At 67.6% G+C, this 25,342-nt stretch carries 23 protein-coding genes and 1 pseudogene; 14 read left to right on the plus strand and 10 right to left on the minus strand.

The annotated features are described in order from the left end of the window. Window positions 1-24: 24 nt before the first annotated feature. Entirely contained in the window at window positions 25-765 is a 741-nt protein-coding gene (gene phbB / locus BMZ17_RS15655; protein WP_093140396.1) for an acetoacetyl-CoA reductase, read from the plus strand. Window positions 766-1,003: 238 nt separating this feature from the next. Here the strand turns inward: phbB and dcp are convergent, their stop codons facing one another. The 3 genes and pseudogenes from dcp to BMZ17_RS21420 all read right to left on the minus strand — a co-directional run. Continuing rightward, on the minus strand, window positions 1,004-3,175 hold the full coding sequence (gene dcp, locus BMZ17_RS15660) for a peptidyl-dipeptidase Dcp (protein ID WP_093140398.1): 2,172 nt from the start codon (window positions 3,173-3,175) through the stop codon (window positions 1,004-1,006). A 141-nt stretch (window positions 3,176-3,316) separates the two neighbouring features. Continuing rightward, window positions 3,317-4,219 (minus strand): isoaspartyl peptidase/L-asparaginase family protein, encoded by a 903-nt coding sequence (locus tag BMZ17_RS21415; protein ID WP_343124187.1) that lies wholly within the window; start codon window positions 4,217-4,219, stop codon window positions 3,317-3,319. 276 nt (window positions 4,220-4,495) lie between these two features. Continuing rightward, window positions 4,496-5,338 (minus strand): annotated as a pseudogene (locus tag BMZ17_RS21420) (cyanophycinase); the annotation flags it as partial. 36 nt (window positions 5,339-5,374) lie between these two features. Here BMZ17_RS21420 and BMZ17_RS15670 point away from each other — a divergent pair. From BMZ17_RS15670 to BMZ17_RS15680, 3 genes are all read left to right on the plus strand, one after another. Next, window positions 5,375-5,956: a sigma-70 family RNA polymerase sigma factor gene (locus tag BMZ17_RS15670; RefSeq protein WP_093142224.1), complete on the plus strand. Its 582-nt coding sequence runs from the start codon at window positions 5,375-5,377 to the stop codon at window positions 5,954-5,956. Further along, window positions 5,931-7,013: a FecR family protein gene (locus tag BMZ17_RS15675; protein WP_254775381.1), complete on the plus strand. Its 1,083-nt coding sequence runs from the start codon at window positions 5,931-5,933 to the stop codon at window positions 7,011-7,013. The genes BMZ17_RS15670 and BMZ17_RS15675 overlap by 26 nt, the downstream gene beginning before the upstream one ends. 98 nt (window positions 7,014-7,111) lie before the next feature. Then, the gene (locus BMZ17_RS15680; protein ID WP_093140404.1) at window positions 7,112-10,177 is read left to right on the plus strand and encodes a TonB-dependent receptor; all 3,066 of its coding nucleotides are present in this window, start codon (window positions 7,112-7,114) and stop codon (window positions 10,175-10,177) included. 66 nt (window positions 10,178-10,243) lie between these two features. Here the strand turns inward: BMZ17_RS15680 and BMZ17_RS15685 are convergent, their stop codons facing one another. Together BMZ17_RS15685 and arfB are read right to left on the minus strand one after the other, a co-directional pair. Then, entirely contained in the window at window positions 10,244-10,804 is a 561-nt protein-coding gene (locus BMZ17_RS15685) for a lysophospholipid acyltransferase family protein (protein ID WP_093142233.1), read from the minus strand. 46 nt (window positions 10,805-10,850) lie between these two features. After that, on the minus strand, window positions 10,851-11,282 hold the full coding sequence (gene arfB, locus BMZ17_RS15690; RefSeq protein ID WP_093142229.1) for an alternative ribosome rescue aminoacyl-tRNA hydrolase ArfB: 432 nt from the start codon (window positions 11,280-11,282) through the stop codon (window positions 10,851-10,853). Between the two features lie 172 nt (window positions 11,283-11,454). On the opposite strand from arfB, the gene BMZ17_RS15695 reads away from it, so the two are divergent. Beyond that, complete coding sequence (locus BMZ17_RS15695; RefSeq protein WP_254775383.1) at window positions 11,455-12,099, plus strand: DUF2059 domain-containing protein; 645 nt, start codon at window positions 11,455-11,457, stop codon at window positions 12,097-12,099. A gap of 110 nt (window positions 12,100-12,209) precedes the next feature. Here the strand turns inward: BMZ17_RS15695 and ung are convergent, their stop codons facing one another. Genes ung through tsaD form a run of 3 tightly spaced genes read right to left on the minus strand, consistent with a single transcriptional unit; the run spans window position 12,210 to window position 14,528 of the window. After that, window positions 12,210-12,932: a uracil-DNA glycosylase gene (ung, locus tag BMZ17_RS15700; protein WP_093140410.1), complete on the minus strand. Its 723-nt coding sequence runs from the start codon at window positions 12,930-12,932 to the stop codon at window positions 12,210-12,212. 47 nt (window positions 12,933-12,979) lie between these two features. Next, the gene (locus tag BMZ17_RS15705) at window positions 12,980-13,471 is read right to left on the minus strand and encodes a hypothetical protein (RefSeq protein WP_093140414.1); all 492 of its coding nucleotides are present in this window, start codon (window positions 13,469-13,471) and stop codon (window positions 12,980-12,982) included. 31 nt (window positions 13,472-13,502) lie between these two features. Further along, window positions 13,503-14,528 (minus strand): tRNA (adenosine(37)-N6)-threonylcarbamoyltransferase complex transferase subunit TsaD, encoded by a 1,026-nt coding sequence (gene tsaD / locus BMZ17_RS15710; RefSeq protein ID WP_093140417.1) that lies wholly within the window; start codon window positions 14,526-14,528, stop codon window positions 13,503-13,505. A gap of 123 nt (window positions 14,529-14,651) precedes the next feature. On the opposite strand from tsaD, the gene rpsU reads away from it, so the two are divergent. The 9 genes from rpsU (at window position 14,652) to BMZ17_RS15755 (ending at window position 22,601) form a co-directional block, all read left to right on the plus strand. After that, window positions 14,652-14,867, plus strand: a complete 216-nt coding sequence (rpsU, locus tag BMZ17_RS15715) for a 30S ribosomal protein S21 (protein WP_002808376.1) — start codon at window positions 14,652-14,654, stop codon at window positions 14,865-14,867. A 173-nt stretch (window positions 14,868-15,040) separates the two neighbouring features. Next, a complete protein-coding gene (locus BMZ17_RS15720; protein WP_093140420.1) occupies window positions 15,041-15,487 on the plus strand; it encodes a GatB/YqeY domain-containing protein in 447 nt (148 codons plus the stop codon). Between the two features lie 243 nt (window positions 15,488-15,730). Next, a complete protein-coding gene (locus BMZ17_RS15725) occupies window positions 15,731-16,015 on the plus strand; it encodes a hypothetical protein (protein ID WP_093140423.1) in 285 nt (94 codons plus the stop codon). Then, on the plus strand, window positions 16,005-16,277 hold the full coding sequence (locus BMZ17_RS15730; protein WP_093140426.1) for a hypothetical protein: 273 nt from the start codon (window positions 16,005-16,007) through the stop codon (window positions 16,275-16,277). The genes BMZ17_RS15725 and BMZ17_RS15730 overlap by 11 nt, the downstream gene beginning before the upstream one ends. After that, window positions 16,274-17,866: a PepSY-associated TM helix domain-containing protein gene (locus BMZ17_RS15735; RefSeq protein ID WP_093140431.1), complete on the plus strand. Its 1,593-nt coding sequence runs from the start codon at window positions 16,274-16,276 to the stop codon at window positions 17,864-17,866. Before BMZ17_RS15730 ends, BMZ17_RS15735 begins: the two co-directional genes overlap by 4 nt. A gap of 8 nt (window positions 17,867-17,874) precedes the next feature. After that, the gene (locus BMZ17_RS15740; RefSeq protein WP_093140434.1) at window positions 17,875-18,231 is read left to right on the plus strand and encodes an Imm50 family immunity protein; all 357 of its coding nucleotides are present in this window, start codon (window positions 17,875-17,877) and stop codon (window positions 18,229-18,231) included. A 70-nt stretch (window positions 18,232-18,301) separates the two neighbouring features. Beyond that, the gene (locus BMZ17_RS15745; RefSeq protein ID WP_254775385.1) at window positions 18,302-19,291 is read left to right on the plus strand and encodes a YihY/virulence factor BrkB family protein; all 990 of its coding nucleotides are present in this window, start codon (window positions 18,302-18,304) and stop codon (window positions 19,289-19,291) included. A gap of 422 nt (window positions 19,292-19,713) precedes the next feature. Then, a complete protein-coding gene (gene dnaG, locus BMZ17_RS15750) occupies window positions 19,714-21,447 on the plus strand; it encodes a DNA primase (RefSeq protein ID WP_093140440.1) in 1,734 nt (577 codons plus the stop codon). Between the two features lie 161 nt (window positions 21,448-21,608). Then, window positions 21,609-22,601, plus strand: a complete 993-nt coding sequence (locus tag BMZ17_RS15755) for a bile acid:sodium symporter family protein (protein WP_093140443.1) — start codon at window positions 21,609-21,611, stop codon at window positions 22,599-22,601. Window positions 22,602-22,655: 54 nt separating this feature from the next. Here BMZ17_RS15755 and BMZ17_RS15760 read toward each other — a convergent pair whose 3' ends face one another. Both BMZ17_RS15760 and BMZ17_RS15765 read right to left on the minus strand, forming a co-directional pair. Continuing rightward, window positions 22,656-23,948 (minus strand): carbohydrate porin, encoded by a 1,293-nt coding sequence (locus tag BMZ17_RS15760; RefSeq protein WP_175485638.1) that lies wholly within the window; start codon window positions 23,946-23,948, stop codon window positions 22,656-22,658. 247 nt (window positions 23,949-24,195) lie between these two features. Further along, window positions 24,196-25,245 carry a LacI family DNA-binding transcriptional regulator gene (locus BMZ17_RS15765; RefSeq protein ID WP_093140449.1) on the minus strand — a complete coding sequence of 350 codons (1,050 nt, stop codon included), beginning with the start codon at window positions 25,243-25,245 and terminating at the stop codon, window positions 24,196-24,198. Window positions 25,246-25,342 lie beyond the last annotated feature (97 nt).

Below are 25,342 nucleotides of genomic sequence, written 5' to 3' on the forward strand. Positions count from 1 at the left end.
TCCTCATCCTCGGGAAACTCCGTCATGACCTTACGCATCGCATACGTCACCAGCGGCATGGGCAGCATCGGCACGGCGATCTGCCAGAAACTCGCGCGCAGCGGCCACACCGTGGTCGCCGGCTGCGGCCCGGACTCGCCGCGCAAGGCCAGCTGGCTGCGCGAGCAGCGCGCGCTCGGCTTTGATTTCATCGTCTCCGAAGGCAACGCCGCCGACTGGGATTCCACCGTGGCCGCCTTCCGCAAGGTCAAGGCCGAAGTCGGCGAGATCGACGTGCTGGTCAACAACGCCGGCGGCAACCGCGACATGCTGTTCCGGCAGATGGAGCGCAGCGACTGGCAGGCGGTGATCAACTCCAACCTGCATGCACTGTTCAACATCACCAAGCAGGTGGTCGATGGCATGAGCACGCGCGGCTGGGGCCGGATCGTCAACATCGGCTCGGTCAGCGCGCACAAGGGCCAGATCGGCCAGGTCAACTACGCCACCGCCAAGGCAGCGATGACCGGCTTCACCCGCGCCCTGGCGCAGGAAGTGGCCGCGCGCGGCGTCACCGTCAACACCATCTCGCCCGGCTACATCGCCAGCGCGGCGATCAGCAACTTCCCGCCGGACGTGCTGGAGCGCCTGGCCAGCTCGGTGCCGGTGCGCCGCCTGGGCAACGGCGATGAAGTCGCCGGCCTGTGCGCGTGGCTGGTCTCGGATGAAGCGGCGTACGTGACCGGCGCGGACTACGCGGTCAACGGTGGACTGCATATGGGCTGAGCGCGACAAGCGCCTGCTGCAAAGAAGAAGGGACTGCTTGCGCCGTCCCTTTTTGCTTTTAGCCCCTCTCCCTCCGGGAGAGGGGTTGGGGTGAGGGTTGAGGCGAAGCCTCGCGAAGGTTGAGAACGCGAGGGCTTCGCCGCCGTATCTCAGCCGCTCGCCGCGGCTTCGATATCCGCCCTACGGGCACCTTCTCCCCAGAAGGGGACTGATGTCCCGAGGGGAGAAGGAAACCGCCTCACTTCAGCCCACGATTCTCCAGCAGCGCATCCACGCTCGGATCCTTGCCGCGGAAGTCGCGATACAGCTGCGACAGCTCGACGGTGTTGCCGCGCGAGAGGATCTTGTCGCGGAACGTATCGCCGTTCTTACGATTCAAGCCGCCGTGCTCCTTGAACCACTCGAACGCATCGTCGTCCAGCACCTCGGCCCAGAAGTAAGCGTAGTAGCCGGCCGCATAGCCGCCGCCCCAGATGTGGTCGAAGTAGGTGGTGCGATAGCGCGGCGGGACTTCGGCCAGGTCAACGCCGAACTTCTTCAGCGATTCGGCCTCGAAGCCATCCACGTCCTTGAGCTGCGCATCGGCCGGCACGGTGTGCCAGGCCATGTCCAGCAGCGCCGCCGACAGGTATTCAGTGGTGGCGTAGCCGCTGTTGAAGGTCTTGGATTTCTGGATCTTTTCCACGAGTGCCTTCGGCATCGCTTCGCCGGTCTGGTAGTGCTTGGCGTAATGCGCGAACACCTTCGGATCGGTCGCCCAGTGCTCGTTGAACTGCGAGGGGAACTCGACGAAATCGCGCGAGGTGCTGGTGCCGGCGATCGACGGGTACTTCACCTTGGAGAACATGCCGTGCAGCGCATGGCCGAACTCATGGAACATCGTGGTGACGTCATCGAAGCTCAGCAATGCCGGCTGGCCGGCGGCGGGCTTGGTGAAGTTGCACACGTTGTAGACCACCGGCTTGGCGCCGGTCAGGCCGTCCTGCTCGACGAACACGTCCATCCACGCGCCACCGGACTTGGAATCGCGCTTGTAGTAGTCGGCGTAGAACAGTGCCAGCGACTGGCCGTCATGGTCGAACACCTCGAACACACGCATGTCCGGGTTGTAGACCGGGATGTCCTTGCGCTCCTTGAAGGTGATTCCGTAGAGCTGGTTGGCGGCATAGAAGACGCCGTTCTGCAGCACGTTATCCAGCTCGAAATATGGCTTGATCTGCGACTCGTCCAAGTCGTACTTGGCCTTGCGCACCTGCTCGGCATAGAAGTCCCAGTCCGAGGCGGCCAGTTTGAAGCCGCTCTTGGGATCGGTCTGCTGGCTGTCGATGACCTTCTGCATCTCGGCCACTTCGCCCTTGGCCTTGGCGGTGGCCGCCGGCACGGTATCGGTCAGCAGCTTGAGCGCCGCATCGGGCGTCTTGGCCATCTGGTCGGACAGGCTGTAGGCGGCGTAGGTGTCGAAGCCGAGCAGCTTGGCCTTCTGCGCGCGCAGCTGGGCCAGGCGCTGGACGGTCTGGCGGGTGTCGTTGGCATCGCCATGCTCGGTGCGTGTCTCGGAGGCTTCGAGCACCTTGGCGCGCAGCTCGCGATCGCTCAGCGAGGCCAGCACCGGCTGCTGGGTGGTGTTCTGCAGGGCCAGCAGGTACTTGCCGTCCAGCTTGCGGGTCTTGGCGTCCTCGGCGGCCGAGGCGATGTCGCCATCGCTCAGGCCCGCCAGCTTGGCCTTGTCGTCCACCACCACCGCACCGGCGGCCGCGGCAGCGACCAAACGCTGGTGGAACTGGGTGGACAGCGTGGTTTCTTCCACGTTGAGCTTGCGCAGGGTGGCCTTGTCGGCATCGGAGAGCTGCGCGCCGGCGCGGACGAATTCTTCGTAGTCACGCTCAACCAGGCGCTTGGCTTCCGGGTCCAGGTTCAACGTGTCGCGCTGGTCGTAGACGGCCTTGATGCGGGCGAACAGCTTCGGGTTGAGGCTGATTTCGTCCTGGTGCGCGGCCAGCTTGGGCGCGATCTCTTCCTGGATCTTCTCGCGCGCCGGGTTGGTGTCGGCCTGGACGATGCCGAAGAAGATGCGCGAGACGCGGCTCAGGGTCTCGCCGGTCTTCTCCATCGCTTCAATGGTGTTGGCGAAGGTCGGCGCCTCGGTGCTGTCGGCGATCTTGTTGATCTCTTCCAGGTGCTGGGCCATGCCCTGCTCGAAGGCCGGCGCGTAGTCGGCGTCCTGGATCTTGTCGAACGGCGGCGCCTGGAACGGCAGCGTGCTGGCGGTCAGCAGCGGGTTGTCGCGCTGCGGGGCCGGCGTGGTGGCCGGTGCGGTCTCGGCGGTCTTCACGGAATCGGCCTCCTGTTTTCCGTTGCAGGCGGCCAGCGCCAGGCTGATGGCGGCGGCAAGCACAAGGGTACGGGTCATGCGAAGTCCAGCAGTGACGGGAAAGTCCGGCACGCTAGCGCATCTGGGCGTGCATGGCACGTGCCGGAGGCTCGCGGTGCGCACCACGGGACACGACCGCGCGGAAGCCCCGCGCGCCGTATCACAACGCCGCGCGTGCGATTACTGGCCGGCCGGCATCGGCAGCGGATCGTCCTTGTAGATGGCCACGTGGGCCACGCCATCGGGGCCGATCCAGCCGCGATACATGCCCTCGGTATTGAACGGGAAGGCGACCGCGCCATCGGCGCCCAGGCCGATCGCGCCGCCGTCGCCGCCGGCCTTGGGGATCTGCCTGTCGATCACCGTCTCGGCCGCACGCTTGAGCGACTGGCCGTTGTATTTCATCCGCGCGCAGATGTCGTAGGCGGCCACGGCGCGGATGTAGAACTCGCCCCAGCCGGTGCCCGACACCGCGCACTGCGCGTTGGCATAGGTGCCGGAGCCGATGATGGGCGAATCGCCCACGCGGCCGTAGCGCTTGTCGGTCATGCCGCCGGTGGAGGTGCCGGCCGCCAGGTCGCCGCGGTTGTCCAGCGCCAACGCGCCGACTGTGCCGAAGTGCTTGGCGGTGGTCAGGTCGCTGTGGGCCTGGCCGAGCCGGTCTTCCTGCAGCGCCTTCTGCAGCTGCTGCCAACGCTTTTCGGTGCGGAAGTACGATGGATCAACCAGCTTGATGCCCTGCTCGCGGGCGAAGTCCTCCGCGCCGTCGCCGACCATCATCACGTGCTGCGAGTGGTCCATCACCGCGCGTGCCAGCTGGATCGGATTGCGCACGCGATGCACGCCGGCAATCGCACCGGCCTTGCCGCTGGCGCCGTCCATGATCGAGGCGTCCAGTTCGTTCTTGCCTTCGTGATTGAACACCGCGCCCTTACCGGCGTTGAACTGCGGCGAGTCCTCCAGCTCCGCGATCGCCGCGGCCACCGCATCAACCGCCGGCTTGCCCTGCGCCAGCAGCGCATGGCCGGCCTGCAGGGCGGCGGTCATCGCCGCGCGGGCTTCGGCTTCGTCGGCCGGGGTCATGCCGGCGCGCTCGACGCCGGCACCACCGTGGATCACCAGGGTCGGCTGGTCCTGGGCCAGCAGCAAGCCGTCGCGCACCGCATAGCGATGCTGGAACACCGGCGCCTCCACCGTGCCGGCCGGCAAGTGCAGCACCGAACCCGCGCCGACGCCAATCGTGTTGACCTGCTTGAGCTGCATCGGCTCGTCTTCGACCTGGGCGTCGGTGAAGCCACCCTGCACCACGGTCGCGCCGCCGCCGGATTCGGTCGCGTAGACGCGCGCGGTGCCATCGCCTTCCACCGCCACAGCAGCGCTTTCATCCACGCCCAGGCCGATCAGCGGATGGCCGGCCAGGGTCTCGGCCTTGGCCACGAAGGTGATCAGTCGGCCCAGCCGGTTGCGCTCGCTGAAGTGGGTATCGGTGACCACGCCCTTCAGCGCGGCCAGGTGCAGGAATCCGGTCTCGATGGTGTTGGCCGCGCCCAGCGGATCGGCCAGCGCACTCGGGCTGGTCTGGCTGCCGCCGTCCATCGCGCCGTACAGATACTCGCCCTGCATCGCCAGGCCGGCGCTGGTGCCGCCCAGCGGCTTGCCCGCCTTGACGTGCGCGTCCAGCGCGGCCGCCACCGGGGTGTCCTTCCAATAGCGCACGTAGCGCGACTGGTCGCCGCCGGCCAGGAAAATACCGTCGGCGTTCTTCAACGCCTTGAGCAGGGCGCGGTCGTAGGCGGCCTCGCGATCGTGGAAGACGAAGGTCTGCACCGAGGCGATCCCACCGACCTCGGTGTAGAACTCCTCGCCCACTTCGCCGGCCTGCGACGCACGCAGCACGACCAGATGGCCGTTACCGGCCTTCTTGAGGAACCAGCGCAGCGCATCGTGATTGCGGTCGCCGCCGCCCATCAGCAACAGGCCGGGCTCGACCTTGCCCGGCGTCGGCGCCTTCGGATCGCCCAGCAGGTACTGCGCGTAATGCGGGGCCGGCGCGGCGACGGCCAGGCCGGAACAGAGCAGCGCGGCCAGCAGCGGCCAAGCCTTGAAAGAGGAAAGCGTCATCGCGGGACATCTCCGTTGAGCGGATCGGATCAGGCAACGGAGACGAGCGAGCGGGACAAATCCCTCCTTACGCTCGCCCATGGCATCCACGCCATCCGGTCCGCTATGGTGCGTGCGATGCGCTCCCCATTGGATGACTGGTTTGTCCGCGAGATCCTCGTCCACGAAGGATCGCTGAGCGCGTACCTGCGGCGCTGCTGGTCGCGCCACGACGAGCTGCACGACCTGCGCCAGGAGATCTACGTGCGCGTGTACGAGGCGGCGGGCAAAAGCTTTCCGACCGCGCCCAAGTCGTTCCTGTTCGCCACCGCCCGACACCTGATGACCGACCGCCTGCGCCGGGCGCGGGTGGTGTCGATCGAGGCAGTGGGTGATTTGGAGGCCTTGCACGTCTTGGTGGATGAGGTCTCTCCCGAACGCGTGTGCGGCGGACGGCAGGTCCTCAAGCGGCTGGCCGAATCCTTCGACCAGCTGCCAGAGCGCTGCCGCCAGGTCGTCTGGCTGCGGCGGGTGGAGGAGCTGTCGCAGAAGGAGGTTGCCGCGCGCATGGGCATCAGCGAAAAAACAGTCGAGAAGCACCTGGCCAAGGGCATGCGCCTGCTGGCCGGCAGCTTCCATGGCGCCGAACCCGCGCGCGCCACAGCGGCGGTGGCCGCACCAACGGCGGCACAGCATGTCGATGGACAGCATCCGGACTGAGCGCCGCGCCGCCGCATGGCTGGTCCGTCGCGACGGCGAGGCGTGGGACGCCGCCGCGCAGGCGGAACTGGACCAGTGGCTGGCGCAGGACATCGCGCACCGGGTCGCGTTCCTGCGGCTGGAGGCAGCGTGGGAGGAAAGCGGCCGGCTCAAGGCGCTGGGCGCGGGCATGGCACACGACGGCGTGCCGCCGCGCGGCGCCTGGAATGCCTCGCCTCCGACGTCGGTCGCCGCCGAATCATCGCTGCCAATCAACCCGCCCGCACCGGCGCTGGCCACGCTGGTATTCGCCCCGCGCACGCACGCACGCCGTCGGCGTTGGCCAGTGCTCGCGGCCAGTGCCGCGCTGCTGCTGATTGCCGTGGCCACCGGTGGCGCGCTGGGCTGGCGCCATTACGCGGTGCAGGAACGCGCCAGCTACGCCAGCGCGGTCGGCGACCTGCGCGCGGTCGCGCTGTCTGACGGCTCGCACGCCACCTTGAGCAGCAACAGCCGCATCGACATCGCCCTGTCGCGCGCGCAGCGGCATATCGACCTGGAGCAGGGCGAGGCCTTCTTCGAAGTGGCCAAGGATGCCGGCCGGCCGTTCGTGGTCGGCGCGGGCGCACGCCGCGCGGTGGCGGTGGGCACGCGCTTCTCGGTGCGCCGCGATGGCGCGACCACGCGTGTGGTGGTGACCGAAGGCACGGTGCGGCTGGAGTCCGACGCCGCCGACGGCCGCGCCCAGCCGACCACGCTGCTGCCGGCCGGCTCGATTGCGATCGCCGGCCCCGATGGCGTGCTGGTGCGAAGCGTTTCGCTGGCCGATGCCGAACGCATCCTGGACTGGCGCAGCGGCCTGCTGAGCTTCGAGCACGCCACGCTGGGCGAGGCGGTGGCCGAGTTCAACCGCTACAACACCCGCAAGCTGGTGGTGGCCGATGGCCGCGCCGCCGCGCTGCAGGTGGCCGGCACGTTCCAGTGGTCCAACACCGAGGGCTTCGTGCGCCTGCTGGAGCGCGGTTTCCCGGTACGGGTCGAACAGCGCGCCGACCAGGTGGTGTTGCACAGCCGCTGAATTTTTTGTGCAGCGCCATGGGGGATGGCGCAGGGTTGTTCGTCATGGGTGTTGGCATGGGTGTGCCCTCGCGCACCCACCACTCTGGGGAGAGTCGAATGCATTTCACGCTGCGAACGCTGTTGCTCAGCGCTGCCTGTTCGGCAGTCCTATCCGCCCAGGCCCAGGCCGCCACGCAGCTGGACATCCCGGCCGGCAGCCTGGACAGCGCGCTGCAGGCGCTGTCGCGCCAGTCCGGCGCGCAGCTGATCTACCGGCCCGAGCAGCTCAGCGGCGTGCAGACCCGCGGCGTGCGTGGCGACCTCAGCCCGGCCGCGGCCGCCGATCAACTGCTGAAGGGCAGCGGCCTGGTGGTACGTCGCGATCCTTCCGGCGCGCTGTTGATCGCGCGCCAGGACGCAACGCCGCGCGTCGCGCCCAGCGCACCCACGCCGGCCCAGGCCGAACCCGCGCCGCCGGAAGTCACCGACCTGCAGCGCATGGAAGTCACCGGCTCGCGCATCCCGCGCGCGCAGGTGGAAGGCCCGGCGCCGATCACCGTGATGACAGCCGCGCAGATCCAGGCCAACGGCTTCACCAGCGTGCCGCAGGTGCTGCGCGCGCTCACCCAGAACGGCGGTGAGACCCAGAGCCAGCAGTCGGCCAGCGGCGCGGATTTCTCGCCCGGCGCCGAGCAGGTGGACCTGCGCGGCCTTGGCCCCAACCACACCCTGGTGCTGGTCAACGGCCGGCGCATCGCCGACTTCCCGATGCCGTTCAACGGCCGCAGCAACTTTTCCGATGTCTCCAACATCCCGCTGGGCATGATCGAGCGCATCGAAGTGCTGACCGGCAGCGCCTCGGCGATCTACGGCTCGGATGCGATCTCCGGCGTGGTCAACTTCATCCTCAAGAAGCACGCCGACGGCACCACGCTCGACGTACGCGTGGGCGACACCTCGCGCGGCGGCGCCGAGTCGCTGGACATCAGCCTGTCCAGCGGGTTCTCGCGTGGTGACTTCAATGCGATCTTCGGCGCCGAGTTCAGCAACCAGCGGCCGCTGTGGGCCTTCGACCGTAGCATCCAGGATTCCACGGCCGATGGCCCATCGGCCACCTCGCGGCTGGCGCGCCGGACCTTCCTGCGCACCGATTACTACGACAGCTACCTCGATCCGGGCCAGGCCGCGTGCGATGGCGTGTCCTCGCTCAACCGCGGCTCCACCGGCTATACCTCGCGCCCAGGCTACGGCCCGGATTTCGACGAAGAATTGGACGATTACGGCCCCGGTTACTACTGCGGCAGCCAGGCCTCGGTCGGCTACGGCACGATCATGAGCGAGAAGAAGGGCGTCAACGCCTACGCCTCGCTCAGCTACGCCTTTGGCGATGGCAGCGAGTGGTTCGCCGACGTGCAGCTGGGCCATCACACCGTGGCGCTTTACCGCGACGTCACCCAGTGGAGCTACCAGGCGCCGGACGGCAACGAGGAGGGCTATTTCTACAACCAGGCCACCGACCAGGTGGAGTACTGGCAGCGGCAGTTTTCGCCGGAGGAAATGGGCGGCTTCGGCAACGGCATGATCCGCACCACCCAGGACACCTTCAGCCTGACCACCGGCGTGCGCGGGCGTTGGGGCGAGGCCTGGGATTACGAGGCCAGCCTGAGCCATTCGCAGTACCGCGCGCGGATCAGCTGGCCGCAGATCGTGGCCTCGCTGGCCAACGATCTATTCCTGGGCCCGCAGCTGGGCGTGGACGAGGACTCGGGCTATCCGATCTTCAACGCCGACCCGGACCGCCTGTACACGCCGCTGACCCGCGCCGAATACGACAGCATCGCGCGCTATACGACCTATCACCCGAAGTCGCGCACCGACACGGCGGCTTTCACCCTGACCAACGGCACGCTGTTCGAACTGCCCGGCGGCGACGCGGGCTTTTCGGCCACGGCCGAATTCGGCAACCAGGGCTATGACCTCAATCCCGATCCGCTGGCCACCGAGTATTACTACTACAGCTGGAAGGACTCCGACGGCCACGGCAGCCGCAACCGCTGGGCGCTGGCCAGCGAGCTGCGCCTGCCGGTGATCGACAGCCTCAACCTGAGCGTGGCCGGCCGCTACGACCAGTACCGCTTCGCCGGCCGCAGCGTCGGCAAGTTCACCTACAGCGGCGGCATCGAGTGGCGCCCGCTCGATACGCTGCTGGTGCGCGGCTCCTACGGCACCGCGTTCCGCGCGCCGGACCTGCATTACGTGTTCGCCGGGCCGGGCAACGATGAGACATCGGCCAGCGACTACTACCGCTGCGCGACCGAGCAACCCGACGAGGCGCTGGAAGATTGCGACTACGGCGACGAGGGCATCATCCGCGGCCGCAGCGGCAACCGCGAACTCGATCCGGAAACCAGCACCTCGTGGACTGCGGGCCTGGTGTGGTCGCCGATCCCGGCGCTGGATCTGTCGGCCGATTACTTCTCCATCGACATGCGCGACCAGGTGCAGGATTTGCGCGTGGATTCGGTGCTGCGCGACGAAGCCGACTGCCGCCTGGGCACGCTGGACCTCGGCTCCACCACCTGCGTCGAGGCGCTGTCACGCGTGACCCGCCTGGCCAACGGCGACCTGTATTCGGTCTACGTCAACCCGATCAATATCGCCCGCGAACGCACCAGCGGCGTGGATCTGAGCGCGCACTACAAGCTGGACACACCGATCGGCCTGTTCACCCTGGGCGCGGACTACACCTGGGTGCGCCAGCACGAGATCCAGGTCTACGCGGGCGAACCGATGGTGGACGAGTTCGCGGTCAACAGCGGCTACGACATCCCCCGCACAAAGGCCAGCGCCAGCCTGGGCTGGGAGTTGAACCGCTGGTCGGCCACGCTGCATGGCGAGCGCCTGGGCCACCTGCCCACGTCCGATTCCTACGACGAGGTCTACGACCCGGAGAGCGGCGACAGCCCGTGGATCGGCGCGACCTACCGTTACAACGCCTCGGTGCAGTTCCGCTTCACCGACCATGCGCGGCTGTCGCTGTCGGTGACCAACCTGTTCAACAAGCTGCCGCCCAAGGACACGACCTATACGGCCTATCCGTACTACGACGTCTCCTGGTTCGACTCGGTCGGCCGCACGCTCTACCTGCAGTACACACAGAAGTTCGGCGGCAAGGCGCTGTAAGCGCACGGATCGCAGGGCTTGCGCCCTCCCTTTCGCGCACGGCGTGAAGGGAGGGCGGCACACACGTCACGCGCTGCCGCGGTGCTTGCCCATCCACTGCGCATACCAGGCGCGGATCGCGGCCATGTCAGCCTCGGCATCGCCGGTCGGGTAGAACAGCGGGCCGACGCCGACGGTCTTTTCCGGGTAGTGGAAGTAGGCCATCAGCACCGGCACCTGCGCGGTGACGGCAATCTTGTAGAAGCCGCTCTTCCACTTGTCCACGCGCTTGCGCGTGCCTTCGGGCGTGACCACGAACCAGATCCGCTCGTAGCTGCGGATCGTCTCCACCGCCTGGCGCACCACGCCGCCTGCGTTGGCGCGATCCACCGGCACCACGCCCAGCTTATGCAGGATCGGCCCGAGCGGCCACCAGAACAGACTGGCCTTGGCCAGCACCTTGACCTCGAAGCCGCAGGCGATCTTGACCGCCATGCCCCACAGGCCATCCCAGTTGGACGAGTGCGGTGCCACGATCATCACCAGCTTGGGCACGTCCGGCAGTTCGCCAGCGATGTGCCAGCCACTGAGCTTCAGCAGGGTCCGCGCGCACCAGCGGTTGAAGCGGCTGGGCTTCACGCGCGGCATGTTGGGCGGGGCGACCGGAACCTGGCCCGGCGGCAGCGGCGTCAAATCAGTCCCAGTCACGAGTGTTCCGGTTGCGTTTGACTTGGCTGCGGGTCTTCTTGGCGTCCAGGCGCCGCAGCTTGGAGGCACGCGTGGGCCGGGTGGCCACGCGTGGCTTGGGCACCGACAGCCCTTCGGCAATGATATCGGCCAGGCGCTCGCGCGCATCCTGGCGGTTGCGGTCCTGGGTGCGGAAGCGCTGGGCGTCGATCACCAGCACGCCTTCATCGGTCAGGCGACGATCGCGCCGGGCCAGCAGGCGGCTGCGCAGCAGGTCCGGCAATGAGGGCGAGCCGGCCACGTCGAAGCGCAGTTCCACCGCGGTGGCCACCTTGTTGACGTTCTGCCCGCCGGCGCCACTGGCGCGCACGAAACGCTCGACCAGTTCGTCATCGGGGATCGCCAACGTGGGCGTGATCTGGAGGGAGCCGGCGGCCATGGCCGGCATTGTAGGGGAGCCGATGCGACGCCTGTGCATGACGCAGGCATCCATTTAGTGAAATTTTTACACGGCGCGTGCGCCACCTCGGCACCATCCCCTGCCACGCTTCACGCTTGAGACTCGCATGTCACGCTGTCGATTCGCACCCGTCCTGCTCTTGATCTCCCTGATGGGTGCAATCGCCACGCCGGCCCTGGCCCGCGAGCCCACCGACGAGGAGATCGAGCGCCTGCTCACCGCCTCGCGCGCGCAGAGCATGCTGGCGGCGATCCAGCCGCAGGTCGAGGCGATGCAGCGCGAGCAGTTCGCCCAGCTCACCCAGGGCAAGACCCTGACCGCCGAACAGCAGACCGAGATCTCGCAGATCCAGGCCAAGACCGCGCAGATCGTGCGCCAGTCGCTGGCCTGGGACTCGATGCGCCCGGTCTATCTGGACGTGTATCGCAAGACCTTCGACGACGATGACGTCAAGGCGATGACCAAATTCTACGAGTCCAAGGCCGGCCAGCACCTGCTGGACCGCACCCCGGTGATGATGCAGACCCTGATGGTGGGCATCCAGCAGAAGATGATCCCGCAGCTGGAAGCCCTGCAGGCCGAGGTCAAGACCGTCTCGGCCGAGCCGATCCCGGCCCCGCCGGTGTCGCCGCCGGAAGAACGCAAGAAGGTCGCCACCTCGTCTTCGACCAAGAAGAAGGCCACCACCAGCAAGAAATCGACGACCACCAAGAAGTCGACCAGCACCAAGAAGGCCAGCACCACCAAGAAAGCGCCGGCCAAGAAGACCACCACGACGACCAAGAAGAAGACGTAGTCGCGCCGCGGGCCATGGCCTGCAGGCCTTCGCTCGAAGACAGAGTCGCTTCGCAACGAGAAAACGCTGCCTCTTCCCTTCGCGATGCGAAAGGAAGCAGGCGACGGGCTTCAGCCCTCCAGCGACGCCCGCGCCGGCAGCGTCCAGTCCACCGTCCCCAGCCCGTGCCGGTGCAGGTAGTCGTTGGCCTGCGAGAAATGCCGGCAACCCAGGAACCCGCGGTGCGCCGACAGCGGCGAGGGGTGCGGCGCCTTCAGCACGCGATGGCGGCGCGGGTCGATGACCTTGCCCTTGGCCTGCGCGTAACTGCCCCACAGCATGAACACCAGGTGCTCGCGCTCCGCGGCCAGAGTCTGGATCACGTGGTCGGTGAAGCCTTCCCAGCCCTTGCCCTGGTGCGCGCCGGCGCGGCCTTCCTCGACGGTCAGCACCGAGTTCAACAGCAGCACGCCGTGCCTGGCCCAGGCGGTGAGGCAGCCGTGGTCCGGGCGGGCGAAGCCCACGTCCTGCGCCAGTTCCTTGTAGATGTTCAGCAGCGACGGCGGCACCGGCACGCCCGGCTGCACCGAGAAGCACAGCCCATGCGCCTGGCCCGCGCCGTGATACGGATCCTGGCCCAGGATCACGACTTTCACCTGGTCGAACGGCGTGGCGTCGAACGCCGCGAAGATCTGCGGCCCTGGCGGAAACACATGCGCCCCGGCCGCCTTGCGCTGGCGCAGAAACGCCGAGAGCTCCTGCATCTCCGGCCGCAGCAGGTAATCGCCGACCCGCGCCTTCCACGAAGGCTCAAGCTGGATGCGGGATGTGGTGTCTTCGTGTTCCGAGGTCATGCCCTAGTGTGGAGCGTTCTACCGGGCCACGCCAAGACGACACCGCGTCACGGCCCGTGTGCAAGCACTTCGACGAGCGAAGATCCATTCGGGTATTTGATGTCCGCGATGCGCCAGCCTGCCTTGATCGGGACCAGGCGGAACTTCAATGCAATCCGCTCGCCCGTGGAGGGGAACTTGAAGCGGACATCGACCGTGCCTGGATCAGGCGACGCCACGATGGTGAGGTCCTGCGCGGCCGGATCCTGCGATGCCCATAGCGGGACAAAATCCAACCCGCAGATCTCGCCACGACGGGCCTTGCAAGCCGCATCGGCCGCAAGCTGCCGGGCAACGCCGGGTGTGAAGTAACGGCGCAGCACCATCTCCGGCTGCTCGGCGAGTCCGGTACCAGCCCCGGGCATCACCGCTTCCCACGCGAAGTCGCGATAGACCCGCGCGACCACGTCCGATGCCGTCTTGTCGGCCGCCTGCGCCGTCATGGCCAGCATCAGGAGAACCACACCGATTGCGCTCCGCATGCCGCGTCCCTGCTTCATCCGTTTCCCAATCCTTAGGCGCTGGATCGCCTCAAACCGCCTGCAACGTCGCCATATCCCAGCGCGGGGTGACTTTCACCTGTGCATCGTTGTGCTGGCCGGCTTCCAGGCGCAGGGCGCCGGCGAAAGCGATCATCGCGCCGTTGTCGGTGCACAGCGCCGGTCTGGGGAAGCACACCCGGCCGCCGTTGCGTGCCGCCGATTCCTGCAGCTTCGCGCGCAGGCGCTTGTTGGCGCCGACGCCGCCGGCGACCACCAGCACGTTGCTGCCAGCCGCATCCAGCGCGCGCTGGCACTTGATGGCCAGCGTATCGACCACCGCATCCTCGAACCCACGGGCGATGTCGCGGCGGGTGTCCTCGCGCTGGTCGCTGTCGCGCCAGGCTAGCAGCACCTGGGTCTTCAGGCCCGAGAAGCTGAAATCCAGCCCCGGCCGGTCGGTCATCGGTCTGGAGAACTTGTACCGGCCCGGCGTGCCCTGTTCGGCCAAGGCCGCCAGCTGCGGGCCGCCCGGATACGGCAAGCCCATCATCTTGGCGGTCTTGTCGAAGGCCTCGCCGGCAGCGTCGTCCAGGGTTTCGCCCAGCAACCGGTAGCTGCCGATCTGGTCCACGGCCACCAGCTGGGTATGGCCGCCTGAGACCAGCAGGGCGACGAACGGCGCTTCCGGCGGGTCGTCTTCCATCAGCGGCGCCAGCAGATGGCCTTCCATGTGATGCACGCCGACGGCCGGCAGGTCCAGCGCCCAGGCCAGCGACCGGGCCACGCCGGCGCCGACCAGTAACGCGCCGACCAGGCCGGGGCCGGCGGTGTAGGCCACGCCATCGAGGTCGGCGGTGCTCAGGCCGGCTTTGTCCAAGGTCTGGCGGATCAGCGGCAGCAGTTTGCGCACGTGGTCGCGACTGGCCAGCTCGGGCACCACGCCGCCGTACTGGGCGTGCAGGGCGATCTGGCTGTACACCGCATGGGCGCGCAGGCCGGCTGCGCCGGCCAGGGAGGTGTCGAACACGGCCACGCCGGTTTCGTCGCAGGAGGTTTCGATGCCGAGGACGTTCATGCGTACAGGATGCGCCCGGCCCTGTGCCAATGCCAGTCCTGGCGCTTGCACGCCCCGGGGCAAGTCGCTATGATGCGCGGCTCACCGGGTTGGAGCCCGGTACTTTTGTGTCCCGGAGATTCCATGCCTAGCGTCAAAGTCCGCGAAAACGAGCCTTTTGAATTTGCGCTCCGTCGCTTCAAGCGCACCTGCGAAAAGGCCGGTGTCCTGGCCGAAACCCGCAAGCGCGAGTTCTACGAAAAGCCGACCCAGGAGCGTAAGCGCAAGGCCGCTGCCGCGGTGAAGCGCCAGCTGCGTCGCTCGTCGCGCGACGTCACCAAGCGCCAGCGCCTGTACTGAGCGAAGGCAGGTCGTGCCACTGGGCTCGCTTCGGCGATCGTCCAGTGGGATGCCCGACCAAGAGCCGGCACGCGTGAGCGTCGCCGGCTTTTTGTCGTTTCCTTATCACCCGGATTTCGTCTGAGATCCCGCGCACGGCCCTGCCCGTCGCGCACCCGGCCCGGAGCCCCGCCATGAGCCTGAAAGCACAACTCACCAACGACATGAAGTCCGCCATGAAGGCCGGCGAGAAGGACCGCCTGGGCGTGATCCGCCTGATCAACGCGGCCATCAAGCAGCGCGAAGTGGACGAGCGCATTGAGCTTGACGATGCCGCCGTGCTGGCCGTGCTGGAAAAGATGGTCAAGCAGCGCAAGGACTCGGTCAGCCAGTACGAAGCTGCCGACCGCGAGGACCTGGCGGCGGTCGAGCGCGCCGAGATCGTGATCATCGACGCCTACCTGCCGGCCAAGCTGGACGAAGCGGCGATCACCGTCGCGATCGAGGCCGCCATCGCCCAGACCGGCGCCAGCGGCCCGGCCGACATGGGCAAGCTGATGGGCGTGTTGAAACCGCAGCTGGCGGGCCAGGCCGACATGGGCCTGGTGTCCAAGTTGATCAAGCAGAAGCTGGCTGGCTGAGCGTTTCGGCCGCTGCAGCAACACGACGAAGGCGGCCATCGGGTCGCCTTCGTCATTTTTGGAGGGCCCTCGGCCGCTGCGCCGCCGGGCGCGCTCCACTAAGATGCCGCCGCTGGGTGCACGCCGATCGCCGCACCCCACGATGGCCCGCCCGTGGCCACCTGGATGTCGCGTGCCGCCTTTCACTGCCCCGCCCTGCGCCCGCCCGGGTGCGCCGTTGCCGCGTCGTGCGTCCCTACGGGGATGCACGCCATGACTGCGCTGTACCTGCTCTGCGGTCTGCTGGCCGCGCTGGGCTTCTACCTGGCGACCGCGCACCAGCAGCTGCGGCCTGCGCTGCGCCGGCATGCACGCCTGCTGCGGCTGGGTGCGTGGTGGCTGGCACTGGCGACGCTGCTGGCGGCGATCCAGGCACTGGGACCGTGGGCCGGCGGTTTTGCCGCGCTCACCGTGGTGATGCTGGGCCTGGTCGCCCTGCCCTACGCCGATGCGTGGTGGCAGCAGCGGAGCGCGCGCCGTGGCCGGTAAGTGGCTCGCCGCCATCCTGCTTGGCCTACCGCTGTCGACCGCCCTGGTCGGCCTGATCGTGCTGCTGTGGCCCGGCAAGCTGGAAGTCCACACCCTGCCGCTGTTACTGCTGTCCTTCCCGGTCTGGATCGGGGTGATGGCCGCGGCATTTGCGTGCCGCAGCGGCGCGCGTGCGTGGCTGTGGCTGGGCGGGGCGACGCTGCTGTGCTTCGGCGCGCTTTATGCGGTCAAGGCGCTCGGCTGGGCGGCGGTGCCGGCATGAAGGCGGCCACCCTACGCAGCTTCCTGGCGCTGCATACCTGGGTCGGGCTGCTCGCGGGCATGGCGCTGTTCATCGCGTTCTATGCCGGCGCGATCACCGTGTTCACCCACCAGCTCAACGACTGGGCGCCGCGGCCGGCGGCGGCCGTGCCGGGTTCCACGCCCGATCTTGTCGCCGAAGTCGCACGCGCGCAGACCCTGGTCGACACCATGCTGCGCCAGCAACCTGCGGCGCAGGAGGCGATGTTCCTGGTGATGGCGGGCGATCACGGCCCAGTACCGCGCATCTTCCACCAGCCGCCAGGCGGCACCGCGACGTTCCAGTACCAGCTCGATGCCGACGGTGCGCTGCAGACGCTGCCGCAGCGCACCGGCTTCGTCGATTTTCTTTACGACCTGCACTTCACGGCCGGCCTGCCGCGCCTGTTCGGCACCTATCTGTTCGGCGTGGTGTGCGTGCTCTACGGCCTGGCGCTGGTCAGCGGCGTGGTGATCTACGCGCCGGTGCTGGTCAAGGATCTGTTCGCGCTGCGCATCGGCCGCAACGTCAAGCGCCTGTGGCAGGATGCGCACAACGTGATCGGCATGCTGTCGCTGCCCTTCCACGTGATCTTCGCCTGGTCCGGCGCGGTGCTGGCACTGGGCGTGATCCTGCTGGCTCCGTTCAACACGCTAGTGTTCGACGGCAAGCTGATGCAGGTGCTGGCGCAGGATTTCGAAGTCGTGCCGCATGTCGAACCGGCCAAGGTCGCCAGGCCGACGCTGCCGGTGGCCGAGCTGATCCGCCGCGCCCAGGTCGCGATCCCCGGCATGGAGATCGATTCGATCGCCTATCACGACATCGGCGATGCCAACGCACAGATCGAGCTGTATGGCGAAGTCGACCAGCGCCACCTCAATACGATGGCGCTGGTCGCGCTCAACGGCGCCAGTGGCGAGGTGTTGCGCACGGTCGATCCGCGCACGATGTCACCGGGCAACACCTGGCTGCGCGGGCTGCAGGCGCTGCACTTCGGCCACTTCGGCCACGGCGCGGTGCTGTGGCTGTATTTCCTGCTCGGGCTCGGTGGCGCGTTCCTGTTCTATAGCGGCAACCTGCTCTGGATCGAAGCCCGCCGCAAGCGCCGCGCACCGCAGCAACCCACGCGCACGCAGGTAATGGCGCGGCTGACGTTGGGCGTGTGCCTGGGCTGCGTGGGCGGCGTCTCGGCGCTGTTCATCGCCGGTGCGCTGTTGCCCGATGCGCAGGCCAAGTACGCCTACTACGGCACGTTCTTCGCGCTGCTGCTGTGGGCGCTGATCCGCGCCCCGGCCAGGGCGGGTGCGGAGCTGCTGTTCGCCTGCGCGGCGTTGACCGCGCTGGTGCCGTTCGCGGGCTGGATCGGTACCGGCGAGCACGTCTTTGCTGCGCTGTGGAACGGACACTGGACGCGCTTTTTCGTCGGCATCATCGCGCTGCTGCTGGCCGCGGCGTATGCGCGCATGGGCGTCGCCGCCCGACGCCGCGCGCGTGTGGGCGAGGCCAACAGCGTGTGGTCTGCTTCACACAGCACGTCCCGCGATGCGGAACCCCGGCCACCTGTTGCGTGATTTCAGGCATGGGCCGCGTTGAATCCATCTTCGGGTACTGGCCCGAATTTGCTGATGGACGAATTTTGGCGCTTTCCTGGCAGCATGCAGACCAGCTGCTACTGACGATCGATTACATCGACGCCGAGCAGCGCAAACGCGCCAGGATCAGCCTTCTGTTCTCGGGCATCTCCAACCTGAATCTGACCGGCCTCATGTCGGAGAACGTCTTGGATTCGCTTGAAATCAGCGGAGAGGGACCAGTCACCGTCCACCTCGAAGCGTGCGTTGGCTTGTGCGGAAGCTTCAATTGCGCCCGCGTTGAGGTGATCGAAGTCACCCAGAACAGCGTGTGCTCCCAGGCCGCGTCGCCGCACGAAACCTGAACTCCGCGCTCACCGTTCGGTGACACCGGGCTGGGGCATGCTCGGGTGCAGTCCATATCCGGTGCAGCGCGTGCCCCTGCCGTCTTCCGACAAGTTCAACCAGCGCCTGCAGCAGCTGCAGGACAGCCTGCCGGTGGCGCTGGCCCGGCGCTTTGGCGACAGCGACCTGATGACCCAGGCCGCGGCGTTGACCTTCTACGCGCTGCTCTCGCTTGCCCCGCTGCTGGTGCTGCTGCTGTGGCTGGTCGCTTCGCTGTATCCGCCGGCGCAGGACGAGTTGCTGCGCCAGCTCGTCGGCCTGGCTGGGCCACAGGCTGGCGATGTCGCGCAGACCGTGCTGGCCAACGCCAAGAACCAGCCCAGCGTCGGCTCGCTGGCCGGGCTATGGAGCACGCTGCTGCTGATCATCGGCGCCACGGCGGTGTTCGCGCGCCTGCAGGCGGCGCTGAACCTGATCTTCTATACCGATCGCAAGGAACTGTCCGGCGGCATCAAGGATTTCCTCAAGAAGCGCGTGTTTTCCTTCGGCGTGGTGCTGGGGCTGGGCTTCCTGCTGATCGTCTCGATGATGGCCGCCACCGCACTGCAGGTGGTGCTCAACAACGTGCCCTCGCTGTTGCCGGTGCTGGGCAACGCGCTGACCTTCGCGCTGTATGCGGCGGCGTTCGGGTTCCTCTACCACTACCTGCCGGACCGGCCGGTGGAATGGCGCCAGGCGCTGCTGGGTGGGGTGATCACCGCCGGGCTCTTCATCGCCGGCCGCTATGCCATCGGCGTGTACCTGTCGCGCACCAATCCCGGCAGCGCCTACGGCGCCATGGGCGCGATGGTGATCATGCTGGTTTGGCTGTACTACGCAACGGTGGTGTTCTTCATCGGCGCACTGATCACCGCGGTCATCGACGAACGCATGGACGCCCACATGGCCCACCGCGCCGCCGAACGCGACGCCGCACTGCGCCAAAGCTCCACCGAACGCCCCCAGGCCGTGGACCCCGACGCCAACGCCCTGCCCGCGCAGGACCTGCCTTCGCACCAGGACAGCACGCCCAGGATCTGAGCCAAGGCCGTCCTTGCCTCAAGCGGCAACGCCGCAAGCAGAACTGCTTTTTGCGGTTCTTTTGCTTTGGCTTCCAAACCTCCATGAGGCACGGCAAAGGGACGAGGCCAAGACCCGCAGAGCCTGCCCCGTACTTGATACGGGGGCGCCACGCAGGGATGCGTGGCGTTTTTCTACGGGACAAGGATGTCCCGTAGAAAAATCCCTCGCCCCGTAGCGAACCTGCGAAGCAGGCGTGCCGCCCGGAGCGTGTTGACCAGACATGCGTCTGTGGAAAAGCGCTGCTTTGCCTAGCTTCTTTGCACAAGCAAAGAAAGTAGGTCGGGCCGCAACGCGGCACGAAAGCTTTTGCCTTGCAGTCATCAAACGCAGAAAAGCAAGGCAGCCCGGACTTGACGCCCATGGCATCCTAGTCGCCTGCCATGGCCCGCATCCCCGACGCGTTCATCGACGATCTCCTCGCCCGCTCCGACATCGTCGAAGTGGTCGGCTCGCGCGTGCCGCTGAAGAAACAGGGCAAGGAATACTCGGCGCGCTGCCCGTTCCACGACGAGCGCTCGGCCTCGTTCACCGTTTCGCCGGTCAAGCAGTTCTATCACTGCTTTGGCTGTGGCGCGCACGGCACGGCGATCAGCTTCCTGATGAACTACGACCGCCTCGAATTCCTCGATGCGGTCGATGAACTGGCCAAGCGCGCCGGCATGGAAGTGCCGCGCGACACCGCCCAGCGCAACCAGAACGACGACAGCCGTGACCTGTACGCGGCGATGGACGCCAGCGCGAAGTTCTTCCAGCGCCAGCTCGCCGGCAGCGACAAGGCCAAGACCTACCTGGACGGGCGTGGTGTGGATGAGGCCACGCGCACGCTGTTCGGCATCGGCTATGCGCCTGATGGGTTTTCCGCGCTGAAGGATGCGCTGGGCACCGACGCGCGCCGCAGCCAGCTGCTGGAACGCGGCGGCATGTACTCCAAGAACGATCGCGGGCACGTCTACGACAAATTCCGCGACCGGGTGATGTTCCCGATCGCCGATCGCCGCGGCCGCACGATCGCCTTCGGCGGGCGCGTGCTGGACAAGGACGACGGCCCCAAATACCTCAACAGCCCCGAGACCACGCTGTTCCACAAGGGTCGCGAGCTGTACGGCCTGTGGCAGGTGCGCCAGTCCAACCAGAAGATCGAGAAGCTGGTGGTCGTGGAGGGCTACATGGACGTAGTGAGCCTGTTCCAGTTCGGCGTGAACTACGCGGTGGCCACGCTGGGCACGGCGACCACGCCCGACCACGCCGAGCTGCTGTTCCGCAACGCGGCCGATGTGTATTTCTGCTTCGACGGCGACGCGGCCGGGCAGCGCGCCGGCTGGCGCGCGCTGGAGTCGGTGCTGCCGCGCATGAAGGACGGGCGCCAGGCGTTCTTCCTGTTCCTGCCCAATGGCGAGGACCCGGACACCATCGTGCGCAAGGAAGGCGCCGAAGGCTTCGCCGCGCGCCTGGCCCAGGGCACGCCGCTGTCGCAGTTCTTCTTCGACGAACTCGCGCGCGACATCAACCTGGGCACGCTCGACGGCAAGGCGCGCCTGGCCGAAAAAGCCAAGCCATTGCTGGCGCAGATACCCGATGGCGCGTTCGGCGATCTGATGCGCGCCCAGTTGACCCAGGTCACCGGCGTGGGCGCCAATCCGCCGCCGGCACCGCCACCGACGCGCGCGCCATCGCGTGGCAACACCGCCCGCGGCCCCCAGCAGCGACCGAGCCTGGTGCGCAGCGCGATCGTGCTGCTGCTGCACGTGCCGTCGCTGGCGCTGGAAGTGCCGATGCCCTACAGCTTCGCCGGGCTGCGCCTGCCCGGCATCGCGCTGCTGACCGAGCTGCTGGACATCATCCAGGCACGCCCGGAAATCACCCCCGGCGCGCTGCTGGAATATTTCGCCGAGCGCGAGGAACTGGCCGCGCTACAGAAGCTGATGCTGCAGGAGCTGCCCGGCGAGGAAGCCACCTGGCGCCAGGAGCTGCACGATGCGGTGGTGCAGCTGGAGAAGCAGACGCTGCAGCAGCGCCTGGACGAACTGTTGAACAAGCAGCGCGCGCAAGGCCTGGACGAGACCGACAAGTACGAACTGCGCGAGCTGCTGAAGATCCGCGCCGGCGCGCACTGAGCGCAGCCCAGCCGCTCGTGCGCGGCTTCGTGACTCGCCCCTCGACGCACCTGCTTCACCCGAACGAATGAGCCCATGCACAGCACGCATGAGCCTGCGACAAGGCGCGCGCGGTGGCAGCCTTTAAACTGCGCGTCCTGCTCCTGCCTGTGCGACCTGCCGTGAACCTGCTCAAGCGCCTGCGCATCGATCCCTTCACCCTGACCCTGCTGGGCACCGTGCTGCTGGCCTCGCTGCTGCCCGTGCATGGCACGGCCGCGGAATGGATGGACGATTTCACCGACTTCGCCATCGCGGCGCTGTTCTTCCTGCATGGCGCGCGCCTGTCGCGCGAAGCGGTGATGGCCGGCCTGCTGCACTGGCGCCTGCACCTGACGATCCTGGCCTGCACCTTCGTGCTGTTCCCGCTGCTGGGGCTGGTCATGCATCCGCTGGCCACGCACCTGGTGACGCCGGGCCTGGCGCTGGGCCTGCTGTTCCTGTGCGCGCTGCCGTCGACGGTGCAGTCCTCCATCGCCTTCACCTCGATGGCCGGCGGCAACGTGCCGGCAGCGGTGGTGTCGGCCTCGGCATCGAGCCTGCTGGGCGTGTTCCTGACCCCGGTGATCCTGGCGCTGGTGGTCGGCAGCCAGGGCGCGATGGCCAATCCGCTCGATGCGATGTTCAAGATCCTGCTGCAGTTGCTGGTGCCGTTCGTGGCTGGCCACCTGCTGCGGCCGTGGATCGGCGGCTGGGTGGCACGACGCCGCGCGGTGCTGCGCTACACCGACCAGAGCACGATCCTGCTGGTGGTCTATACCGCCTTCAGTGCGGCGGTGCGCGAAGGCCTGTGGCGCGATACGCCGGTGCTGTCGCTGCTGGCCGTGGTGGTGCTGTGCATGGTGCTGCTGGCCGTGGCGATGGTGCTGATCACCTTCCTCGCCCGGCGGCTGGGATTTGCGCGCGCCGATGAGATTTCCATCGTGTTCTGCGGCTCCAAGAAGAGCCTGGCCACCGGCGTGCCGATGGCCAAGGTGATGTTCGCCGGCGGCTCGCTGGGCGCGATCGTGCTGCCGCTGATGCTGTACCACCAGATCCAGCTGATCGTGTGCGCCGTGGTCGCCCAGCGCTATGCGCGTGCGCAGGGCCTGCCGACCGAACCGCCGGCAGACTAAGCGCGCGTGATTGCACGGCGGCCCCGCAATGCGCGGCCGCCATGAAGGCGTCGATCAGAACGCGATGCTGGTCTTGACGCCCACCACCATCACGTCCGGGTTGGCCGAGCTGCCGCCGGGATGGACCACGTACTGCAGGTCCGGGCGCAGGGTCAGCCAGCCGGTCGCGGCGAAGGCGTAGTACGCCTCGACGCTGTACTCGCTGCCGCTCTGCACGGTCACCGGCACGCCGTTCAAGGTGTTGACCTGGCGCTGGTAGTCGCCCAGCCGGCCATTGACGTGGGTGGCGCCCAGCGCGAGCCCCAGCTGGTCGTGCGCACGCGTGCCCAGGCCGGTGTAGGTCAGGCCCAGGTTGATGGTGCGGTCGATGCTGCCGGTGCGGCGATCGGTCTGGACCGCATTCAAGAAGCCCCGCAGGCCGGCCTTGTCGCTGCTGCCGTTGCCGTGGGTGAACTGCTGCGCGCCGACGAAATAGCCGCCGTAAGCGCCGGTGCGCATCGCCAGGTCCAGCCCGGTCAGTGCGGCCGGATCCCCGTTGACGTCGGCATACACGTCCTGGCGCGGCGCGCTGCTATACCAGCCGCCCAGCGCGTAGTGACCGTCGAGCTTGTCGCCGAACAGCGGATTCCAGCCCAGTTCGACCGGGGTCAGCGTGCCGATGGTGCCGGACGGATTGAGCGCCAGGCCGTGGCTTTCGCGCGCGTAGGTCGGGTTGACCTGGTACACGCCGCCGCGCAGGTAGAGCTGCGGCGTCATCCACACGGTGGCCAACGCGCCCCACTGGCTGATCGGGCCGTTGTACCAGTAGTCGCCGATGATCATCGCGGTCTGGCTGCCGCAGAAGGTCAGGCTCATGAACTCGCAGTTGAGGTTGTCGAAGTCATCGCCCACCGCCAGCCGGCCGGCCTTGACCTGCACGCGGCCATCGGCGAAATCGTGGCCCAGCCACAGGTTCGAGATGCGCCAGATCCGGCCACGGCCATAGACTTCCTGCGACTGCAGCAGCTGGTTCAGGCCGACCTTGTCGTTGAGGTTCTCGCCATCGCGATGGGTCAGGGTGAAACGAAACTGGGTGTTGTCCCAGCCCCACAGCTTGCCCAGGTCGAAGGTGCTGTCCAACGTCAGCTGGCCGGCGTGGGCAAAGTCGCTGCGCGTGCCGCCGCTGGTGTTGTAGGCGTCCTCGGAGGTGTAGCCGAAGCCCAGCTTGATGCCATCGGCTTCCAGCGCGGAGCGGGTGCCGCCCCAGTCGCCGGTCATCGTGTCGGTGGTCTGCGCGGAAGCGGGCAATGCGGCGGCCAGTGCGAGCGCAAGCGCGCCCACAGGCAGGGAAACACGGGGAGAAAACATGCAGCGATCCTTCGGGAAAGCGCGCTCGCGCGATCCCTCGGACAACGCCATCGGCCACGCCATGCCAAGGGCATGTCGTGATCAGGCCGGGCGCGACCCGGCGAGAGGCTTCAGTGCCGCCATGGCCTGGCGGCAGGAGGAATCGTGCTGTCGCGGTGGGGGTGGACAACAGGCTGCGAGGATACGCAGCCGTCTGTGAGTTGACCGTCCTGACAGGCGGCGGATTTGACGGCTTTTCGTCGGATCTTCAGGCAAACAGTTCGAACTGGCCCAGGTTTTCCGGCGTGATCAGTCGGAATCGGGTCAGGCCTTCCGGCGCGTGGTCCAGCTCGTCGTTGGCGTGCAGCAGGTGCTGCAGGCCCGACAACACCTGGCCTTCCGGGTCCTGGTCGAGCGTGGCGGCCATGTCGCCCGAGCGCAACAGCTCGGAACTCTCGCGCGTGGCCTCGTGGCCGATCCACACCGGCGCCACCGCCAGCGGATGCCGGCGCAGCGCGCGGCGGATGCCGGCCGAGGCCGCGCCGGTGTTGTAGATCGCGACGATGTCGTGGCGCTGGCGCAGCGCGTCGTGTAGCTGGGCGTAGGCGCGATCGACATCGTCATGCACCTCCACCGGCGGCAGCGGATCCAGGTGCGGGAACTGCTCGGCCATGATCTGGTTGAAGCCGTCCACACGCTCGACATGCGAGCGGAAATCCAGCGAATTCACCGCAATCCAGACCTTGCCCGCGCTGCGGGTGAAGCGCCCGGCCAGATACCCCGCGGTGCGCCCGGCCAGCGTGTTGTCGATGCCGGCATAGGCCAGGCGATGGATGCCGGTGATGTCGCTGGACAGGGTCACCACCGGCGTGCCGGCGGCGTTGACCACCTGCAGCGCCTGGCGGATGCGATCGCTGTCGCGGGCCACGATCAACAGGCCGTGGCGTGGATACGGCGGATGTTCCAGGAAGTGCGCCAGGCGCTCGTCGTCGCGTTCGCCCCAGGCGCTGCGATGCACGGTCACGCGCGAGCCGATCAGCCCGACATAGCGGTCCAGCGCGTTGTTGATGCGTTGGAAATGCGCCGTGGCGCTGTGCACCAGCACCACGTCGAAATGCAGCACGCCGTGGCGCACGTCGGGCATCAGGCGGTTGGTGCCCAGGCGCTTGGCGGCCTCGACCACCTTGCGGCGCAGGGCATCGGAGACGCTGCCGCGCTCGTTGAGCACGCGGTCCACGGTGCTGGGGCTGACCCCGGCCTCGATCGCGATCTCGGTGAAACGGGGGCTGCGTTTGGTACGACGGCGCTCTGCGCTCATGGGAACTGGATCTGGGTGAAAAGGAACCTGGCGCGGCCGGCGCCTCCGCCGGCCCGCCCCTGCATCGTCGTGTGCCGCGCGCCGGAGTGCAAACCCG

Source organism: Pseudoxanthomonas sp. GM95 (genome assembly GCF_900109775.1).
Classification (GTDB): Bacteria; Pseudomonadota; Gammaproteobacteria; order Xanthomonadales; family Xanthomonadaceae; genus Pseudoxanthomonas_A.

Excerpts from the sequence above, each read along its gene's own strand:
- phbB (WP_093140396.1), top strand. The coding sequence starts at position 25 with ATGACCTTACGCATCGCATACGTCACCAGCGGCATGGGCAGCATCGGC.
- BMZ17_RS15675 (WP_254775381.1), top strand. The coding sequence starts at position 5,931 with ATGTCGATGGACAGCATCCGGACTGAGCGCCGCGCCGCCGCATGGCTG.
- dnaG (WP_093140440.1), top strand. The coding sequence starts at position 19,714 with ATGGCCCGCATCCCCGACGCGTTCATCGACGATCTCCTCGCCCGCTCC.
- BMZ17_RS15725 (WP_093140423.1), top strand. The coding sequence starts at position 15,731 with ATGCACGCCATGACTGCGCTGTACCTGCTCTGCGGTCTGCTGGCCGCG.
- arfB (WP_093142229.1), bottom strand. The coding sequence starts at position 11,282 with ATGGCCGCCGGCTCCCTCCAGATCACGCCCACGTTGGCGATCCCCGAT.
- tsaD (WP_093140417.1), bottom strand. The coding sequence starts at position 14,528 with ATGAACGTCCTCGGCATCGAAACCTCCTGCGACGAAACCGGCGTGGCC.
- ung (WP_093140410.1), bottom strand. The coding sequence starts at position 12,932 with ATGACCTCGGAACACGAAGACACCACATCCCGCATCCAGCTTGAGCCT.
- BMZ17_RS15735 (WP_093140431.1), top strand. The coding sequence starts at position 16,274 with ATGAAGGCGGCCACCCTACGCAGCTTCCTGGCGCTGCATACCTGGGTC.
- BMZ17_RS15760 (WP_175485638.1), bottom strand. The coding sequence starts at position 23,948 with ATGTTTTCTCCCCGTGTTTCCCTGCCTGTGGGCGCGCTTGCGCTCGCA.
- dcp (WP_093140398.1), bottom strand. The coding sequence starts at position 3,175 with ATGACCCGTACCCTTGTGCTTGCCGCCGCCATCAGCCTGGCGCTGGCC.
- rpsU (WP_002808376.1), top strand. The coding sequence starts at position 14,652 with ATGCCTAGCGTCAAAGTCCGCGAAAACGAGCCTTTTGAATTTGCGCTC.
- BMZ17_RS15680 (WP_093140404.1), top strand. The coding sequence starts at position 7,112 with ATGCATTTCACGCTGCGAACGCTGTTGCTCAGCGCTGCCTGTTCGGCA.
- BMZ17_RS15670 (WP_093142224.1), top strand. The coding sequence starts at position 5,375 with ATGCGCTCCCCATTGGATGACTGGTTTGTCCGCGAGATCCTCGTCCAC.
- BMZ17_RS21415 (WP_343124187.1), bottom strand. The coding sequence starts at position 4,219 with ATGACCCCGGCCGACGAAGCCGAAGCCCGCGCGGCGATGACCGCCGCC.
- BMZ17_RS15740 (WP_093140434.1), top strand. The coding sequence starts at position 17,875 with ATGGGCCGCGTTGAATCCATCTTCGGGTACTGGCCCGAATTTGCTGAT.
- BMZ17_RS15695 (WP_254775383.1), top strand. The coding sequence starts at position 11,455 with ATGGGTGCAATCGCCACGCCGGCCCTGGCCCGCGAGCCCACCGACGAG.
- BMZ17_RS15705 (WP_093140414.1), bottom strand. The coding sequence starts at position 13,471 with ATGAAGCAGGGACGCGGCATGCGGAGCGCAATCGGTGTGGTTCTCCTG.
- BMZ17_RS15765 (WP_093140449.1), bottom strand. The coding sequence starts at position 25,245 with ATGAGCGCAGAGCGCCGTCGTACCAAACGCAGCCCCCGTTTCACCGAG.
- BMZ17_RS15685 (WP_093142233.1), bottom strand. The coding sequence starts at position 10,804 with ATGCCGCGCGTGAAGCCCAGCCGCTTCAACCGCTGGTGCGCGCGGACC.
- BMZ17_RS15720 (WP_093140420.1), top strand. The coding sequence starts at position 15,041 with ATGAGCCTGAAAGCACAACTCACCAACGACATGAAGTCCGCCATGAAG.